Origin of the sequence: Corynebacterium sp. UMB9976 (genome assembly GCF_030212265.1) — a bacterium.
Taxonomy (GTDB): Bacteria; Actinomycetota; Actinomycetes; order Mycobacteriales; family Mycobacteriaceae; genus Corynebacterium.
In genome coordinates this window covers 89,069-106,314 of sequence record NZ_JASODY010000004.1, presented here as the reverse complement: position 1 = coordinate 106,314, position 17,246 = coordinate 89,069, and the positions used below count along the sequence as shown (strand labels likewise).

At 63.3% G+C, this 17,246-nt stretch carries 14 protein-coding genes; 5 read left to right on the top strand and 9 right to left on the bottom strand.

Annotated features, from left to right (window positions below; all coding sequences use genetic code 11):
* Window positions 1-11 precede the first annotated feature (11 nt).
* The 7 genes from QP140_RS03840 to QP140_RS03810 all read right to left on the bottom strand — a co-directional run bounded on the left by QP140_RS03840 (window position 12) and on the right by QP140_RS03810 (window position 7,969).
* On the bottom strand, window positions 12-1,253 hold the full coding sequence (locus QP140_RS03840; protein WP_284758276.1) for an acetate kinase: 1,242 nt from the start codon (window positions 1,251-1,253) through the stop codon (window positions 12-14).
* 60 nt (window positions 1,254-1,313) lie between these two features.
* Window positions 1,314-2,675 (bottom strand): phosphate acetyltransferase, encoded by a 1,362-nt coding sequence (pta, locus tag QP140_RS03835; RefSeq protein ID WP_442874996.1) that lies wholly within the window; start codon window positions 2,673-2,675, stop codon window positions 1,314-1,316.
* A gap of 297 nt (window positions 2,676-2,972) precedes the next feature.
* The gene (locus tag QP140_RS03830) at window positions 2,973-4,043 is read right to left on the bottom strand and encodes a sulfite exporter TauE/SafE family protein (protein ID WP_284758272.1); all 1,071 of its coding nucleotides are present in this window, start codon (window positions 4,041-4,043) and stop codon (window positions 2,973-2,975) included.
* Entirely contained in the window at window positions 4,040-4,810 is a 771-nt protein-coding gene (locus tag QP140_RS03825) for a sirohydrochlorin chelatase (RefSeq protein ID WP_284758271.1), read from the bottom strand. The genes QP140_RS03830 and QP140_RS03825 overlap by 4 nt, the downstream gene beginning before the upstream one ends.
* Entirely contained in the window at window positions 4,810-6,159 is a 1,350-nt protein-coding gene (locus QP140_RS03820; protein ID WP_284758269.1) for a sulfate adenylyltransferase subunit 1, read from the bottom strand. The genes QP140_RS03825 and QP140_RS03820 overlap by 1 nt, the downstream gene beginning before the upstream one ends.
* Complete coding sequence (cysD, locus tag QP140_RS03815) at window positions 6,159-7,121, bottom strand: sulfate adenylyltransferase subunit CysD (protein ID WP_284758268.1); 963 nt, start codon at window positions 7,119-7,121, stop codon at window positions 6,159-6,161. Before cysD ends, QP140_RS03820 begins: the two co-directional genes overlap by 1 nt.
* Window positions 7,118-7,969, bottom strand: coding sequence for a phosphoadenylyl-sulfate reductase (locus tag QP140_RS03810; protein WP_284758267.1), 852 nt, complete (start codon window positions 7,967-7,969; stop codon window positions 7,118-7,120). The genes cysD and QP140_RS03810 overlap by 4 nt, the downstream gene beginning before the upstream one ends.
* A 1,321-nt stretch (window positions 7,970-9,290) precedes the next feature.
* Here QP140_RS03810 and QP140_RS03805 point away from each other — a divergent pair.
* The gene (locus tag QP140_RS03805; RefSeq protein ID WP_284758266.1) at window positions 9,291-10,373 is read left to right on the top strand and encodes an alpha/beta fold hydrolase; all 1,083 of its coding nucleotides are present in this window, start codon (window positions 9,291-9,293) and stop codon (window positions 10,371-10,373) included.
* Between the two features lie 130 nt (window positions 10,374-10,503).
* Here QP140_RS03805 and QP140_RS03800 read toward each other — a convergent pair whose 3' ends face one another.
* Entirely contained in the window at window positions 10,504-12,138 is a 1,635-nt protein-coding gene (locus QP140_RS03800; protein ID WP_284758264.1) for an AMP-binding protein, read from the bottom strand.
* Between the two features lie 184 nt (window positions 12,139-12,322).
* Window positions 12,323-13,138, bottom strand: a complete 816-nt coding sequence (locus QP140_RS03795; protein ID WP_284758263.1) for a histidine phosphatase family protein — start codon at window positions 13,136-13,138, stop codon at window positions 12,323-12,325.
* 57 nt (window positions 13,139-13,195) lie between these two features.
* On the opposite strand from QP140_RS03795, the gene QP140_RS03790 reads away from it, so the two are divergent.
* The 4 genes from QP140_RS03790 (at window position 13,196) to QP140_RS03775 (ending at window position 17,235) form a co-directional block, all read left to right on the top strand.
* Entirely contained in the window at window positions 13,196-13,867 is a 672-nt protein-coding gene (locus QP140_RS03790; RefSeq protein ID WP_284758262.1) for a TetR/AcrR family transcriptional regulator, read from the top strand.
* Between the two features lie 146 nt (window positions 13,868-14,013).
* Window positions 14,014-14,820 carry an SDR family oxidoreductase gene (locus QP140_RS03785; protein WP_284758261.1) on the top strand — a complete coding sequence of 269 codons (807 nt, stop codon included), beginning with the start codon at window positions 14,014-14,016 and terminating at the stop codon, window positions 14,818-14,820.
* A gap of 56 nt (window positions 14,821-14,876) precedes the next feature.
* Window positions 14,877-16,115: an acyl-CoA dehydrogenase family protein gene (locus QP140_RS03780; RefSeq protein WP_284758260.1), complete on the top strand. Its 1,239-nt coding sequence runs from the start codon at window positions 14,877-14,879 to the stop codon at window positions 16,113-16,115.
* Window positions 16,116-16,152: 37 nt separating this feature from the next.
* Entirely contained in the window at window positions 16,153-17,235 is a 1,083-nt protein-coding gene (locus QP140_RS03775; protein WP_284758258.1) for a phosphotransferase family protein, read from the top strand.
* Window positions 17,236-17,246 lie beyond the last annotated feature (11 nt).

Sequence of the window (17,246 nt, the reverse complement as noted above, 5' to 3'; positions counted from 1 at the left end):
CTCGGCGAGGCCTACTGCTCGGCCAGCTCCATCGCGTACCGCGCGATAGCCAGCTCCTCGTTCGTCGGAACCACGAAGACCTTAATCGTCGAGTCATCCGTGGAGATCACACGCGGACCCTCCACGCCCTCCTTGTTGAGGTTGCGGTCCTCGTCGATCTTGATGCCGAAGCCCTCCAGATCAGCCATCGCATCCTTACGCACGAACGCAGCGTTCTCACCGACACCAGCGGTGAAGGTGATCGCGTCCGTGTGGCCCAGGATCAGCATGTAAGAGCCGATGAAGCGACGCAGCTGGTGGATGTAGACCTCGTAGGCCAGGCGGGCGTCGTGATCGCCCTGATCCATCAGATCCTTGATCTCGCGGAAGTCATTGACCCCCGCGATGCCCTTCAGACCGGAGTTCCGGTTGAACAGGTTGTCGATCTCGTCGACCTTCATGCCGCCAGAACGGGCGAGGTGGAAGATCACACTCGGGTCGATGTCACCGGTACGGGTGCCCATGACCAGACCAGCCAGCGGTGTCAACCCCATCGAGGTATCGATCGCCTTGCCGCCGCGGATGGCCGCCGCAGAAGCACCGTTGCCCAGGTGCAGGGTGATCTGGTTGACCTTCTCCGGCTCGCGGCCCATGATCTTCGGGATCGCGCGGGAGACGAACTCGTGGCTGGTGCCGTGGAAGCCGTAGCGGCGGATGTTGTACTCGTCTGCGACCTGCTTGTTGAGACCGTAGTGGGAGGCACACTCCGGCAGGGTGGAGAAGAACGCGGTATCGAAGACCGCGACGTGCGGCACGTGGCCCAGCAGTGCGCGGGCGTTCTTAATGCCGTCGAGGTGGGCTGGGTTGTGCAGCGGTGCGAGCGGGACGAGCTTCTCGATCTCGGAGACCACCTGGTCGTCGATGAGAACGGGCTCGGAGAAGGTGGCACCACCGTGCACGACACGGTGACCCACCGCGATGAGGTTCAGGTCCTGCGGGCCGCAGCCCAGCAGGGACATCATGCCGAATGCACGCTCCAGGCCCACCGAGTGGGACAGGATCGGGCGGGAGTCCTCCATCTTCGTGGTGGCCGTGGCGATCTTGATGTGCCCCTTCGGCTCACCGATCTTCTCGACGATACCGGTGATGAACGGCTCTTCGTGCGCGTCCGCGCTCGGGTCCAAGACCTGGAACTTGATGGAAGAGGAACCGGAGTTCAGAACCAGGACGAATTCGATCTCGCCTGCTGCTGGATCGTGCTCGGAGGGTGCCATGGTGATTGTCCTTTCGGGGGGCAGTGGTGAGGGGTGAGTGGTGGTTTTATAGTCGGGTGCTTAGCCGGCCTGGATCGCGGTGATCGCCACGGTGTTGACGATGTCCGGGACGGTCGCGCCACGGGACAGGTCGTTGACTGGCTTGTTCAGGCCCTGCAGAATCGGGCCGACCGCCAACGCGTTCGCCGTGCGCTGCACCGCCTTGTAGGTGATGTTTCCGCTGTTCAGATCGGGGAAGATGAAGACGTTGGCCTTGCCCGCCACGTCCGATTCCGGCATCTTCTTCTTACCGACGGAAGAGACGGCAGCCGCGTCGAACTGCAGTGGTCCGTCCAGCTGCAGGTCCGGGTTGTCTGCCTTCGCCTTCTCGACGGCGGCGGCGACGGCCTCGACGTCCTCGCCCGCACCGGAGGTTCCGGTGGAGTAGGACAGCATCGCGACCTTCGGGTCGATGCCGAACTGGGCGGCCGTTTTCGCGGACACCGCAGCGATCTCGGCGAGCTGCTCGGAGGTCGGGTTCGGGTTAACCGCGCAGTCACCGAAGGCCCACAGGTAGCCGTCCATGACCATGAGAAAGATGGAGCTGACCACGGACGCACCCGGGGCGGTCTTGATGATCTGGAAGCTCGGGCGGATGGTGTGCGCGGTGGTGTGCGCCGCGCCGGAGACCAGCCCGTCGGCCAGGCCCTTGTGAACCATCATCGTGGCGTAGTAGGAGATGTCCTTCATGGTCTCCCGCGCCTCGTCGAGGGTCACACCCTTGGCCTTGCGCAGCTCCGCGAAGTCCTGGGCGAATTCCTCGAGCTGGGTACCGCTATTCGGGTCCGTCAGCGTCGCACCGGAGAGGTCCAGCTGCAGCTCGCGGGCACGGTGCGCGATCGCGCTCGGGTCGCCCAGAATGGTCAGGCGGCAGACGTTCTGCTCCAGCAGCTGGTGGGCTGCCTGCAGGATGCGGTCGTCGTCGCCCTCCGGCAGGACGATGTGCGCGTTCTTCTCACGGGCCTGGATGATGAGGTTGCGCTCGAAGAGCTCCGGGCCGACGATCGGCTCGCGGGTCTCGGACTTGTGGACGCTGCCCAGCTCGACGTAGCTGATGGCCTCGCCCTCGCACTCCAGCGCGGAGGAGGTGCTGGCTGGCCCCTCCAGCATGGCGATGCCCGCCGGGACACGACCGATGCGGACGAGCTGGCCGAGCGACTGCTGCACGGAGATGCGGTCGGCGTCGGAACCTGCGACGAGGATGTGGGAGGCACCCAGCGCGCCGGCAAGGCGGGCATCAAAGGAGACGGACCCCGTACCGACGAGAACGTCGGCGCTGGTGGTGCTGCCGAATTCCAGGGCCTGGGGGAAGTCCGGGTGGGACGGACGGATGTGTTCAAAAAGGTCGGCGCTGTTGCCGCCACCGGCGTTAGCTGCCTCGATGATCTTGGGGCGCTGCGCTGCTGCGCTAGCCAGGGGGCTTACGACTGCTTGGACGGTCACCTAGTTCATCCTCCAGGGCTTCGTAGCGGTTAGCCGACCACAGTTCTCTTTTGTCAGTGGTGGGCTCGCACCCCGCCACTATTACTGTGATCGGCTTCACTTTCTAGAAGAGAGAATAACGTAACGTGCATCACAACGCACGTTCGTATCGCGACCGTCTACACCCCTTTCCTACCCCTATCTATCTCCCATGATTGAACCTTCAGAGGCTCGAAAACGGCAGCCCCCCAGAGTGCGCTAGCGCCGTTCCCCTGCGTGCACCCGGCTATAACGCTGGTCGGCGCGACGATCCGCACCCGGCTGCACGCCCTGCGTGCCTTCCGGCATCGCAGCGGTGTCATCTGCGTCCACCTGGGCAGTCGGCGTCACACCGGCGCCCTCGGCTTCCGTCTCGGCGAAGTCTTTAGCAGCCGACTTAGCACGAGCTCCGGCCTTGCCTCGCCACAGTCCCCAGAGCACGAGGACGGCGAGGACGGCCAGGCCGATCTCCACCACACGCAGGCTCACCGTTCCCCCGGCGACCAGGCGGGAGGAATTCAGCAGCACGAGCAAGAGCCCCACCAGTCCACCGAGCACAGTCGGGTTCGCGCGACTCACAGCCCAGGCCGCGATCGGGGCGGCGATGACACCACCGACCAGCAGACCGGCTACCGGTTGCCACAGCGCCAGGAATTGCGGGCCCAGCCCGAAAACGAAGCCCGCGGATGCCGCAATAGAAACCAGGAACTCGGCGGCATTAACCGTGCCGATCACCTTCCGTGGCTGTGTCTTTGCCACCGTCAGCAACGTGGAGGTGGTCATGGGCCCCCATCCGCCGCCACCGCTGGCGTCCAGGAAGCCGCTGGTGATGCCAAGAACCCCCAGGCCGATGCGAGAGCGGGGCGCCCGGCGCGCGGTATCCCGCTGCTTTTCCTCCTTCGTCTTCGACGCCTGCGTGGCGCTGGAGAGGAAGAGCGAGCGGAAAAGCAGCCACAATCCGAGCAGCAGCAGGAAGCTCGTCACCACGGGTTCCGCGGCCGCGGTGGAGATCTTGGAGAGCACCGTCGCGCCCAGGAAGGCGCCGATCGCGCCCGGCACGCCAAGGGCAAAGACGGCAGGCCAGTGCACATTGCCGAGCTTCCAGTGGGCCGCACCGGAGCAGGCGGTCGTGCCCACCTCGGCGAGGTGGACGGCAGCGCTGGCCGCGGCGGGGCCGATACCGGTGATCAGCAGCACGGTCGTGGCGGTGACTCCGAAGGCCATGCCCAGGGCACCATCGACGAGCTGTGCAGCCAGACCAGCGATGGCGAAAAGCAGGATCTTCCTCATGCCGGCACCCTCTCCGCAGTCCAGTGTCTCGCCGCGGCATCAGCGGGCACCACGCCGGTCAGGGACGCCACCCGTGCGGTCACCAGCGGGGCGATCGCGGTGCCGAGTGGGCCCGCAGCGATCGCACCCGGCACATCGACCCCCTTATCCAGCAGCAGGCCCGGGGCGAAGAACAGCGGCAGCACCGCGGTGGGTGCGGCCTGCACCCCAGCGCGCTGGTCCAGCTCTTCGCGGTGCTGGGCCACGCTAATTCCCCCGCCGGTGGCGAAGATCGCCCGGGCGGGAACCCCCAGCAAGCGGCCGACCTCGGCGGCCAAATCCTCGACCGCCTCGTTGGCACCCGGCACAGAGGATCCGACGGCGTACACCACCGCGTCTCCCACCGAAGTGGCCACCGCGCGGTGGCCGTGAGCCTTTCGCCACTGCCCCACGAGGAGCTCAGCCACATCAGCGCCCAAGCCAATCGGCTCGGTGGCGCGCAGGGCCACCCCGTGGTTCCGCTCCGCCTCCGCGATGGCCGCGGGGACGTCCTTGCGCAGGTGGAAGGCGCTGGTGAACAGCAAGGGCATGACAACAGCCCGACGATGACCAGCGGCTCGCAGCTCGCCGACCACGGCATCCAAGGTGAACTCGGAGAAGTCCAGGAAAGCTGCACGCGCACCGACCTCGCGGGCAATCGCGTGCACGACCTCCTCGGCACCGCGGCGTCGCGAGCCATGAGCCAGCACGATCACCGGCTCAGGCTGGGCGAAAGACTCGGCAAACATCAGCTGCTCACCAAGCCCGCGGTCAATGTATCCCCGGTCGAGGGGTTGATCAGGAGGAAGGAGCCCGTCTGGCCACCCCGGACATAGGCCTCCACTGGCAGCGGGTCGGCCACCGCCACGCGGATACGGGCGACGTCATTCTGCTCCAGGGCGGTGGCCGGCTCCCCGGCCTCCCCTGCCTCCGCAGCCGCACCATCGGCGATGCTCAGCTGCTCGTCGATGCCCAGCACGCGGGCGCGGACCTCTGCCGGACCGTAGCGCAGCAACAGGTTAGAACCGACGCGCACCGGCGCGTCCGCCAGGTGGAAGGCCAGCGCAGAGAACTGGGTAACCGGCTCGGGCAGGGTCTCGTCGGAAAGGATGGAGCCGCGGGAGATGTCCAGCTCATCCTCCAGGCGGAGGGTGACGGACTGCCCGGCGGTGGCGCGCTGCTGTGGGCCGTCCGGGGTATCGATGCCAGCGACGCGGGAGCTGCGGAAACCAGCATGAACCGTGTCCCCGACCGCGACCTCGCCGGAGGTGATGCGGCCGGCGTAGCCCCGGTAGTCGGTGGCGTGGTCCCGAATGACGAACTGCACCGGGAAGCGGAACTCCTCGGTGGCCACGGCGGCGGGACGGGCGTCCTCGAGGATGGTCAGCACGGATTCGCCCTCGTACCACGGGGTGTTCTCGGACTTGGAGACGACGTTATCGCCCACCAGCGCGCTGATCGGGACGATGTCCACGACCGGCAGCTTCTCCTCGCCGAAGGCGCCGCGCAGCTCGTCGACGAGCTCGCGCACCTGGCCCGCGGTGGTTTCGAAGGCCTCCTGGGAGTAGTCGACCGCGTCGATCTTGTTCACGGCGACGACGACCTGCGGGATGTCCAGCAGGGCGGCGACGGTGAGGTGGCGGCGGGTCTGCTCGATCACGCCGTTGCGGACGTCGACGAGGATAACCACCAGGTCGGAGGTGGACATGCCGGTGACGGTATTGCGGGTGTACTGAACGTGGCCCGGGGTGTCCGCGAGGATGAAGCTGCGGCGGTCGGAGGCGAAGTAGCGGTAGGCCACGTCGATGGTGATGCCCTGTTCGCGCTCGGCGCGCAGGCCGTCGACCAGCAGCGAGAGGTCGGGGTTCTGCAGGCCACGGGCGGCGGAGACACGCTCCACGGACTCCAGCTGGTCGGCCAGGATGGACTTGGTGTCGTGCAGCAAGCGGCCCACGAAGGTGGACTTGCCGTCGTCGACGGAGCCGGCGGTGCACAGGCGCAGGGTCGGAGCTTCCTCGTAGGACGTCGCCGTGGTTGCGCTCGCCTTTTCGGCCCCGGTGGTCGTGGTGGATTCGGTGAGGGTGGTCGGGGCGGTCATCAGAAGTAGCCTTCCTTCTTGCGGTCTTCCATGGCGGATTCAGAGAGCTTGTCGTCGGCGCGGGTCGCGCCGCGCTCGGTGGTGGTGGAGGTGAGGATTTCCTCGATCACCTCTTGCGGGGTGGTGGCGTCGGAAAGCACCGCGCCGGTGCAGGACATGTCGCCCACGGTGCGGTAGCGGACCGTCTTGGTGACCGTCTCCTCACCTTCGCGGGGCCCACCCCACTCGCCAGCGGAGAGCCACATTCCGCCACGGTTGAAGACCTCCCGCTGGTGGGAGTAATAGATCGGTGGCAGCTCGAGCTTGCGGTCGCGGATGTAGTGCCACACGTCGGCCTCGGTCCAGTTGGAGATCGGGAAGACGCGCATGTTCTCGCCAGCCTGCAGCTTGCCGTTGTACAGACCCCACAGCTCGGGGCGCTGACGGCGGGGGTTCCAGCCACCGAAGCCATCGCGGATGGAGAACACGCGCTCCTTAGCACGCGCCTTCTCCTCGTCACGGCGAGCGCCGCCGAGGACGGCGTCGTAACCGCGCTGCTGGATGGTCTCGACGAGCGGGACGGTCTGCAGCGGGTTGCGGGAACCGTCCGGGCGCTCCTGCAGCGCGCCGCTATCGATCCAGTCCTGGACGTGCGCGACGTGCAGGTTGATGCGCGGATCGGCAGCGATGCGGTCGCGGAACTCGAGAACCTCCGGGAAGTTGTGGCCGGTGTCCACGTGCAGCAGCTCGAAGGGAACCGGCGCTGGGTGGAAGGCCCGCTTGGCTAGTTCCAGGACGACGACGGAGTCCTTGCCGCCGGAGAAAAGCAGTGCCGGTCGGTCGAACTGGCCGGCGACCTCCCGGAGGATGTGGAGGGATTCGGCCTCCAGTTCCGCGAGGTGCGGGCTGGAGAGCTCGGTGTTCTGTTGTGCGTTGGTCTCTTCTGCGTTGGTCTGTTCTGGGGTGATCGTCGTGGTGCTCATAGGTGTAGTCCGCATTCTGTTTTGTTGGTTCCTGCCCAGCGTCCGGAGCGGGGGTCCTCCCCCTCGGCGACGGGCAGGGTGCAGGTCGCGCAGCCGATGGACGGGTAGCCCTGCTTAGTCAGTGGGTTGATGATGAGGTCGTTGTCTTCGATGAAGCGCTGGACGTCGTCGTCGGTCCATGCCGCGATCGGGTTGAGCTTCAACCGGCCGGTGCGGTCCACCTCGATGACCGGGGTGTTGGCACGCAGCGGGGAGTCGACGCGGCGGACGCCGGAGACCCAGGCCTCGAAGGGGTCGAGCATCCTCGCCAGTGGCTCGACCTTGCGCATTCGGCAACAAGCCGTGGGGTTGCGCTGGTACAGGTTCGGCCCGTACACGTCGTCCTGCTCCGCGCGGCTCAGGGTTGGGGTGATGCGGCGCAGCGGAAGGTTGTAACGATCCTCGACGGCGGCGGCGGTGTCGAGGGTTTCCGGGAAGTGGTACCCGGTGTCGAGGAAGACGAGCTCAGCATCTGCCTGCTGGCCATCGAAGGCCTGCTGGGTCAGCTCGGCGAGGATCGTGTCCTGCATGCTGAGGGTGATAGCCACGGGCCCGTCGAGCTTCTCGGCTGCCCAGGAGAGGATCTCTGCGGCGCTGGCGTTTTCCAGCTCATCCTTCCAGGTGGCGACCAGCTCCTCGTGGTAGTGGCGGCGATCGTCGGGGATCGGGGTGGTTGTGGCCTGGGCAGGCCGCCCATCTGCCTGGGCGGGGCTGATCTCGGGGTCACGCCAGTTCTCGTTGTGGGTGTTGAGGCTCAACAGGGGCTGAGACTGTTGAGTGATGCCTGCCTGGGAATTGCGCTCCGGCACTGCGGCTCCTCGGTGGGTTCTTGTCGTCGTGCTTGTCGTCGTTTGTTCTGCCGTGTGGTGAGCCCGGCCTCCCCTCGAAGGAAGAGAAAGCCAGACAGACCGCTCGGTCTAGGATTAGGGCACATACTAGGCGGGAATTGTGACACATGCAATAGAAGCGCAAAAGCACGCCCGAGAAAAAGACCACTACCTGCGCATTTACTTAGACCGCCTGGTCTACTTCCCGGCTCAAAATGGCGAAAATATAGCCCCCATAACGAAGCAATCCGCCGTCCGATAGCATCAACCCCACAAATATCCTCCTCACCACCGAAGCTCCCCCAAGCCGAGGCCCTTCGGGGCTTCGGCTTCGTGCTTTCCATCCCACGTCTGGTGAAGGATTTTCACTCGAAGCCATGAAGTTTGCCGTCATGCCGGACTCCTTCAAGGGAGCGCTCAGCACGGGCGAGGCCGCTACCACCATCGCCCGCGGACTACTGCGGGCGATACCCAACGCCCGGAACCACTCCACACCGCAATCGCTGGCACAGCCAGAAACCTCGAATCCAAGGCCGAGAATCTGGCCCGCACCCTGGCCACCCGCACGACTAACGAAAGGTGATGGGTTCTGCAGATGACAACAGCGCCTGCTGAAAAATCAGCAGGCGCTGCGGGGTATTTGCGAGGAGCAAGTCCTACGCTCATCACTGAGAATACACTGCCCCATGACCAGTTAAGAGGCTCTCCAGTTGATGCCCGAAAAATACCGCTAAGGCGGCTCGAAACCGGCCTCCTCGGCATCCACGGAAAAATGCGAAACCCATTCACGACGATGTCGTCGCCCAATTGACACTGGGAAACTGGGCTGCCTTGCTCGGAGCATTCCCCCGTCATCAGATGAGCCCAAAGAAACAGGAAGCGGCTGCATCGCTATGGTCCAACGCGTACACAGTCGCATTTCCGCGTTTAAGACTTGCTCCTCAACAAGACGGACATTCCATTCCCCAGGATGGCATCAGCTTAGGGGATAACTACCGACGGGTCACTGATCTCAGGAACCGTGTGGCACATCACGAAAACCTTTTGGATGTCCGGGTCAATCGACGCTTGAACGACATGATCACCGTGCTCGCCGCAATCGACGAAAACATACCCGGCTGGTTTCTCCGAGGAAGTAAAGTGCGACGCATTTACCAGCAAGACCCGAGGGGTTCTTGGTCTTAACAACTGTCTCTTCGCGCCACTATCGGCAAGCTCGCTCATCGCGCTTGCTGAAAAGTAGAGAAATCTCACACGCTATTCTTGAAGCGGTCAATCCGCTCACCATAAGGTTCAAAGGCCCATGAAGCACGCCAAAAACCTCGCCCGCATCGCGCGCAACTCCGTGAGCAGCCTAGCCACGGAGGTCCGCTCCCGGGTCGAGGAGAAGAAAGCCCGCCTCTTCCCGGAGTCCAGCACACCACGGCAGGTCAGGCCGGGGATCCGCGACCTCGATGCCACCGGCGTCCTCACCGTCGCCGACCACGGCACGGACATCCCCTTGCACTGGTATGAGGTCGGTCCCAACCGCGACTGGGCCGCAGAGACGGGCGACGCCGCACCGCTGACGATCGTGTTCATCCACGGCTTCACCCTCGGCGCGGACTCCTGGTACCGCCAGTTCCGCGGGCTGCGTAAAAAGCTGCCGGGCGTGCGCCTGCTCACCCTCGATCTGCGCGGCCACGGCAAAACCGGCGCGGTGCCGCCCTCATTGTGTTCGACGGACACGGCTGCGGAGGATGTCCTCGCAGTCGTCGCCGAGCGCGCACCGGCCGGGAAGCTGATCCTCGCGGGCCACTCCCTCGGTGGACAGATCGCGTTCGCCGCGCTGCGTCGTGCCCCGGAGGATGTACGCCACCGCATCGCGGGGCTCGTGTTGGTATCCACGGCCATCGACCGCTTCGCTGCAAACGGCGTGCCGGAGTTGCTGAACCTGCGCATCGTCAGCTTGCTGGCCGGGCTGCTGAAGGCCTCGCCGAAGCGGGTGCGCAGGCTGCGCGACAAAATCGCTGGCCTGATCGCTCCTGCCCTCGCGATCGCGGTGTTCTCCCGCCCCACGAACCGCCGGGTCATCGACCTGCATGCCTACATGATCAACGAAACACCGCTGGATACCTACCTGGGCTTCCTCGATGACCTGCGCGGGCACGATGAGTACGACGCTGTCCCGTATCTTTCCGGTGTGCCAGGGGTCGTCCTCGTCGGGGACAACGACGACGTCACCGCGCGCGAGCAGGCCGGAAAGATCATCGATGCGTGGCCGGGCGCGGAGCTGGTCGAGGTGGCCAATGCGGGCCATATGCTCCCGTTGGAGGCTCCAAAGGAGGTCAACGCGGCGATCGTCCGGCTGGCAGAGCGGGTCGCGGGAGGTACGACGAAGCGCTAGCAGCTCTGAGGTACCGCTAATATCCCCCACGAAGCCGTCGACAAGAACAGAGTCCCCGGCCAAGAGGCCGGGGACTCATAGGGCACAAACTGCTAGAGCTGGAGCCGGCAAAAGCGAATGCCACTGTCTACTACGGCGCTGACACCAACTGCGCATCGAGCGGACGGTTTTTCAGGTCCTTTCGCAGGATCTTTCCGGTGGCAGATTTTGGAACAGCGTCCAGAAACTCCACGATGCGGACTTTCTTATACGGCGCCACCCGCTCCGCGACCCACTCCTTCAATTCTTCCGGGTCGATCTCTGCCGGAACGCCAGCGGAATCCTGCTGCGGAACAACGAAGGCTCGAGGAATCTCTTCGCCATCCTCCTCTCGCACATAGCCGACCACCGCGGCATCAGAAATGTCCTCCCGGGTCAGAAGCAGCGCCTCCAGCTCCGCCGGTGGCACCTGGTAGCCCTTGTACTTGATCAACTCCTTTGCGCGATCAACAACGTAGCAATTGCCATCCGAATCCACAGCGACCATGTCACCAGTACGTAGCCAGCCATCCGGCAACAGGGTTCGGGCGGTGGCTTCCTCATTGTTGAGGTAGCCCTTCATGACCTGTGGACCCCGGACCCACATTTCACCGACCGCCGACCGTTCACCTGGCTGCGTTGGGGCAGAAATCTCCGGGAGATCATCCTTGGAGATATCAACGATCTTGACCTCGGTATTTGGCACTGGCGCGCCCACGGACTCGAGAGGTGTCACGTTGACAAAAGAATTATGGGTAACCGGGGAGGTTTCGGTCATTCCAAAGCCCTGGTAGATCTCCACGTTAAGTCGCTGCTGCACCGCGATAGCGAGCTCCCGGTCGAGTGGAGCAGCTCCGGACTGGATAGCGCGCAGAGAGCTCAGGTCATAGGACTCCACCGCCGGATGCTTCGCGAGCAAAACAGCGATCGGCGGGGCGATGAAGGTGCAGTCAATATTGAATCGCTCGTGTGCCGACAAGAAGGATTCCAACTCAAATTTCGGCAGCGTGACCATGGTGCAACGCTGGAACAGGGCCGCACCAAGCAGGCAGTTCATGCCGTAGATGTGGAAGAAGGGGAGAACGCCACAAATCACCGATCCGGCAGCCATGCCGTTGTGCTCCATTGAGGGAGCCACCTGGAAGAGATTGGCAACCAGGTTCTGGTGACTCAGCTTCACACCCTTCGGGATCCCTGTGGTGCCCGAAGAAAATGGCAACACAGCGATATCGTCGTCAACGTTGATTTCAACCTCAGGTGCAGTGTGATTTTCGGCGAGAAGTGCCCTGAGTCCAGCGTCGGCACCGGTGAGGTTAATAATCCCCTCGACTGGAATTCCCTTCGCCTGCGCAGCTTCCATTCCTGCGGTGCCCAGCAGATCTGTGGTCAGCAGCATCTTTGCATCCGACGCCCGCAACTGCTTTTCGGCATCCTCAGCAGTCGCCAAGGAACCTAGCGTCGTCACCGTGGCCCCGGATCGAAGAATGCCGAAGTAGGAAATAACGAAGGCCGCATGGTTGGGGCAGTGCAGTGCAACCACGTCCCCCTTCTTGATCCCGCGTGCTGCGAGTGCGCCTGCCATGCGCTCGTAGCTTGCCTTCAGCTCTTGAAATGTCATCTCCTCGCCGGTCAGGCCGTCGATGAGGGCCGTTTTGTTTGCTAGCCCACCCGACAGGTCGCCGAAGATGGCGTCATAAAGAGGAATCTGTGGGATTGCGACGTCTGGATAAGGGCTTGGGATAGGCATAGCGGTAATCCTTTCGGCGTATCAACGAACCGCGGAGCGTGACCCATAGTTGAAATCTGAAACGTGATTCAGGTCACAAGCGCGAGGTTAGCAGAAGCCCTTTCCCTGGCAAATGTTTTTCTCGAAAAACAATTACGCTGGCGGCTCCCCAGGGCCAGTCACCCCATCAGCGACCCCGTCCGGACTATCGCAAGTGAAGCAAGCGCTCCGCTCCGTCGAAAAGATGCGAGTGTTCGTTGTAACTCACGAGACGCACCGGAGTAAGCCCATCTGCACCACGGGCTCCTCCATCCAACGGCGCTACCTCCAGCTGGCGAGCGCCACCAACCCACCCATCAGCATTAGCTCCCGACCTCTCTGGGAGAACCCTCAGCACAGTCAAAGACGCGGTGTAGGTGCGCCCAATCAGATGCCGGAAATTGGAACCAAAGAGCGAAGACACAATCACACTGATCGGGCCACCGCTCGTCGCCACAACCACATCCCGCCCTTGAGCGATATCCACTACGGCAGCGAACGCACCGAGCACCCCCTTGCGGAAATCTTGAAACTCCGGAGACTCCACCCAACGATCCAGCGCCTGATCCAACACAACCCCCAGCAGGCGATGCCCCTCGACGAGCAGCTCCCTATCCCCGCCGTCTGCCGCCTGCCGATAAACCTCTGCCAAGCGGTCACGCTCTTCCGGATGCTCGTCAAGATAGGGCATCACGACAGAATCGGAGTTGAACTCACACCACCCCTCCATGACGGTCGGACTGAGACTTAGGGACTCCGAGAGCGGAACCAAGGTGTCGCACTGGCGACGCAAGGGTCCCGATACAAGAGCTGCACCCCCTTTGAGCCTTCGCTGCAGCTCCGCAGCCACGAGCCGCGCCTGCCGATGCCCAACGCGGGTGAGGCGATCGTATTGCTCCTCCATTCCCCGCTGCCATTGCCCCCGCCCTGCAGCAGCAGAATCCGCCTGGCCATGCCGGAGCAGGTAGATCGTTCCTGTCATGCGAAAATTCAACTTTCTGAGATATTGGGCAACCTAAGGTGCCTTAGGATCAAGTCTATGGCCACACATCCACCCCAGGAGCAACTCCAGAAAACTGAGAAGCTTTCCCCCAAAGCCGCCGCCCGGCGCGAGGAAATCCTCGCCGCTGCCCGGAAGGTTTTTGTCCGCGACGGCTACACCGCGACAAAGCTCCTCGATGTTGCTAAAGAGGCCGGATGCGCAGCGGGAACGCTGTATACATACTTCGAGAACCGCGAAGATCTCTTCAGGGCCGTCCTGCAACAAGTTGAACATGAGATGCGCAGCGCCAGCGGAAGAATAGCCAGCGACGACCCCCGCGAACTCATCAGCGCCGCCAATCGCGCCTATATCGAAAGCTACGCCGACAACGCCCCGGAACTCGCCCTGATGGAGCAGGTTTCGCAAACCCATCCCGAAATGCACAAACTGCGCACGTCGCGGGCGCGGGGATTCACCTCCCGCAACCAACGGCTCATCATGTCATTGCAGGACGATGGCACTCTCGCCAGCGACCGGGACGCCGAAATGCTCGCCCTCAGCTTGTCCATCATGGTCTCGCGACTGTGCTACTCGGTGTTCGTCGAAAACATGATCCCCGGCGCCGACGAGGCAGGCAGTGGCGCCACGACCGAGAAACATAAAGCGCGCACTATTGAGCGCATCGTCAGCACCGTCAATGACATCTGGTTTCGTACCCTAGGCCTCTAGCGCACCCTGAAGGGCTAGACCCCCACCACCCAGACCCCTCGAAGATCGGCAAGGCTGAAATCTCCCAAAAGGATTGAATCGTGATTCAATTCACATTACGATCAGCATTGTTCGCCAAAACTATTCACAACGGCAGGTAGGTCCTCATGTCTCACTACACCCCAACAAACAAGCCGATCAGTTACGACTACTCCGGGCACAACGCAATCGTGACCGGCGGCACCCGTGGCATCGGCTACGCCACAGCTCGACTCTTGGCTGCGAGCGGCGCGAACGTGACGATCACCGGCCGCAAACAAGAAACCGTCGAACCCGCCGCAGCCACCATCCAGGCCGAAGCAGCCGAGCTGAACCCCAACGCCGGTCGCGTCATCGGAATCGCAGCCCACGTCGCAGACCCCGATGCAGCCCGAAGGGCCTGCGAGACCACCGTTCAAGAATTCGGCAGCATTGACGTCCTGATTAACAACGCCGGAACCAACCCCGCCTACGGACCAATCCACAAGCAGAGCCCCGAAGCCATGGCAAAGACCTACGAAGTCAACGTCATCGGCCCCGTCATCTGGACCGCCGCCGCGAAGGACGCAGGCATGGGAACCGATCGCAAGGGCGCGGTCGTCAACCTCTCGTCCATCGGCGCCCTCACCGAGGAAGCAAAGCTCGGCGTCTACAACGGGACCAAGGCCGCACTCCTGCACATGACCCGCCAGATGGCCAACGAGCTCGCCCCCTCCATCCACGTCAACTCAATCGCCCCAGGCGTGGTACGCACCAAGCTCTCCGAAGCGCTGTGGAAGGAACACGAAGACGCCGTCGCGGCCATCACCCCCGCGCAGCGGATTGGTGAGCCTGAAGACATCGCCGCTGCCATCGCCTTCCTCGCAGCACCAGCAACAACCTGGCTCATTGGTGAAAACCTCGTCGTCGACGGCGGCATGCTCGTCCAGCCCTAGGTTCATCACCCACCCAAGCAACAGCACCACCGAACCGCCCAGAACGAGGAAAAGATATGGACTTCGCACCCAGCGCACGCTCCAAGGAGTATCAGGAAAAACTCCTGCGCTTCATGGATGAACACGTCTACCCGGCCGAGCCGATCTATCACCAGCAGATGACCGATTCCGGCGATCCGCACCACCACCCAGCGATCCTTGAAGACCTCAAAGCCGAAGCCAAGAAGCAAGGCCTATGGAACCTCTTCCACCCCCACGCCGGCACCGGCCCGGGCTTGAGCAACGTTGACTACGCCCCATTGGCAGAAATCATGGGACGCTCCCCCGAGCTTGGCCCCGAAGCCTGCAATTGCAACGCCCCGGACACCGGGAACATGGAGGTTCTCGAGCTTTACGGCACCGAGGCCCACCGCAGGGACTACCTGAATCCGCTGCTCGACGGTGAAATCCGCTCCGCGTTCGCCATGACCGAACCCGGAGTCGCCTCCTCAGATGCCACCAATGTTTCCATGCGCATGGAACGGGTTACCGGTTACACAGCGGAAGGCTCGAATAAGCCCCTCGATGGGTATGTACTTAACGGGCGGAAATGGTTTAGCTCGAACGGCATGCGGCCCAACCTCAAGGTGCTGATCGTCATGGGCAAGACCAGCCCAGAGGCTGAGCCCCACCGCCAGCAGTCCATGCTGGTTGTCCGCGCCGACGCCCCCGGCGTTCGCATCGTGCGCGACCTCCCCGTCTTCGGCTTCCACGACCGCGAAGGCCACGCCGAACTGGATTTTAAGGACGTATTCGTCCCCGACCACGACATCCTCCTGGAGGAGGGAGCGGGTTTTCGGATCTCCCAGGACCGCTTGGGGCCAGGCCGGATTCACCACTGCATGCGTGCCATCGGCATGGCAGAACGTGCACTCGAGCTGATGTGCGAACGAGCCTTGTCTCGAAGCACCTTCGGCAAAGCGCTGGCCGAGCGCGACACGATCCAAGAACGCATCGCCAACGCCCGCATCGACATCGAGCAGGCCCGGCTATTGACTTTGAAAGCCGCATGGATGATGGACACGGTCGGCAATAAGGCCGCTCGCCAGGAAATCGCTGCCATCAAGGTTGCTGCCCCACAGGTCGCGCTCCGCATCGTGGACGAAGCCATCCAAGTATTCGGTGGCGAGGGTGTGACCTCCGATACCCCGCTGGCCCACATGTGGGCTGGCCTGCGATCACTCCGGCTGGCCGATGGCCCGGATGAAGTCCACCGCATGACCATCGCCCGACAAGAACTGCGCAAATACAAGTAGAACCCCGGCACAGCACAGACCTATCGAAGGAGCCACGGTGAACGACCCAACAACCGGCAGCCATAGTTCAGCCACGAAGAACCCGACTGCGCCGTTCAACATGGACGAGCTCAGCGCCTGGCTTACCCGCATCACGCCGTTGAGTGGTGAGATCTCGCTCGACCGCGTCGGAAACGGACAATCCAACCTCACGTTTCTCGTCGAAGACACCACGGGCGCGCGCTGCATCGTCCGCCGCCCGCCGCTGGGAAAACTTGCCGCCAGCGCCCACAACGTCGTGCGCGAAGGAAAAATCATGGCGGCCCTTCACGACACCGAGGTGCCCGTCCCGGTGATCTACGGCAGCACCGACGAGCTCGCCGACCACGGTCAATCCATCTCCGACGCCCCCGTCGTGGCGATGAGCATGGTCGACGGAGTGACCATTAGCTCTGCAGAAGCCGCTTCCCCTTTGGGGCCGGACATCCGGCACAACATCGCCACCAACATGCTGGACGCGATGATCCACATCCACGGCGTCAACCTCGAATCCACCGGGCTGGACACGCTAGCGTCCCACGACCCCTACGCCCCACGTCAGCTCAAGCGCTGGTCAGGGCAGTGGGATAAGACCAAGACGCGGGAATTACCAGCGCTCGATCAACTCACGGCCCTCCTGGAGGAACACACCCCGGAACAGAAGGAAACGGTGCTGGTGCACGGCGACCTACACGTCGGCAACGTCATAGCCAACCCAAACGACGGCACCATCAACGCGGTCATCGACTGGGAGCTCACCACGCTGGGCGATCCCCTCGCTGACGTGGGAACCATGCTGGCTTATTGGCCAGTCAAGGACGGCCTGGTCCTCCCTGGATTTGAAGCACCCCTCCTCGACGGATTCCCGAAGGCTGAAGAACTAGCCGAGCGCTATCTCTCCGCCACAGGACGGGACAGAAAGGCATTGGCTTTTTGGCACGTCCTGGGGCTATGGAAAGTTGCGATCATCTGCGAAGGCGTGGTGCGCCGCGTCATGCAGAATCCCAGCAACCGCGCCTCCGGAGGCGCCCCCACCCAGGAGATGGTGGAGTGGATTGTCGCCGAGGCACAGCAAACCGCGAGGGAGTACGGGCTTAGCTAGGCGGCGACATT

What these genes read in the sequence shown, in the direction of transcription:
- QP140_RS03840 (WP_284758276.1), bottom strand. Translation starts at nt 1,253, where the DNA reads ATGGCACCCTCCGAGCACGATCCAGCAGCAGGCGAGATCGAATTCGTC.
- QP140_RS03830 (WP_284758272.1), bottom strand. Translation starts at nt 4,043, where the DNA reads ATGAGGAAGATCCTGCTTTTCGCCATCGCTGGTCTGGCTGCACAGCTC.
- QP140_RS03825 (WP_284758271.1), bottom strand. Translation starts at nt 4,810, where the DNA reads ATGTTTGCCGAGTCTTTCGCCCAGCCTGAGCCGGTGATCGTGCTGGCT.
- QP140_RS03820 (WP_284758269.1), bottom strand. Translation starts at nt 6,159, where the DNA reads ATGACCGCCCCGACCACCCTCACCGAATCCACCACGACCACCGGGGCC.
- cysD (WP_284758268.1), bottom strand. Translation starts at nt 7,121, where the DNA reads ATGAGCACCACGACGATCACCCCAGAACAGACCAACGCAGAAGAGACC.
- QP140_RS03805 (WP_284758266.1), top strand. Translation starts at nt 9,291, where the DNA reads ATGAAGCACGCCAAAAACCTCGCCCGCATCGCGCGCAACTCCGTGAGC.
- QP140_RS03800 (WP_284758264.1), bottom strand. Translation starts at nt 12,138, where the DNA reads ATGCCTATCCCAAGCCCTTATCCAGACGTCGCAATCCCACAGATTCCT.
- QP140_RS03795 (WP_284758263.1), bottom strand. Translation starts at nt 13,138, where the DNA reads ATGACAGGAACGATCTACCTGCTCCGGCATGGCCAGGCGGATTCTGCT.
- QP140_RS03790 (WP_284758262.1), top strand. Translation starts at nt 13,196, where the DNA reads ATGGCCACACATCCACCCCAGGAGCAACTCCAGAAAACTGAGAAGCTT.
- QP140_RS03785 (WP_284758261.1), top strand. Translation starts at nt 14,014, where the DNA reads ATGTCTCACTACACCCCAACAAACAAGCCGATCAGTTACGACTACTCC.
- QP140_RS03780 (WP_284758260.1), top strand. Translation starts at nt 14,877, where the DNA reads ATGGACTTCGCACCCAGCGCACGCTCCAAGGAGTATCAGGAAAAACTC.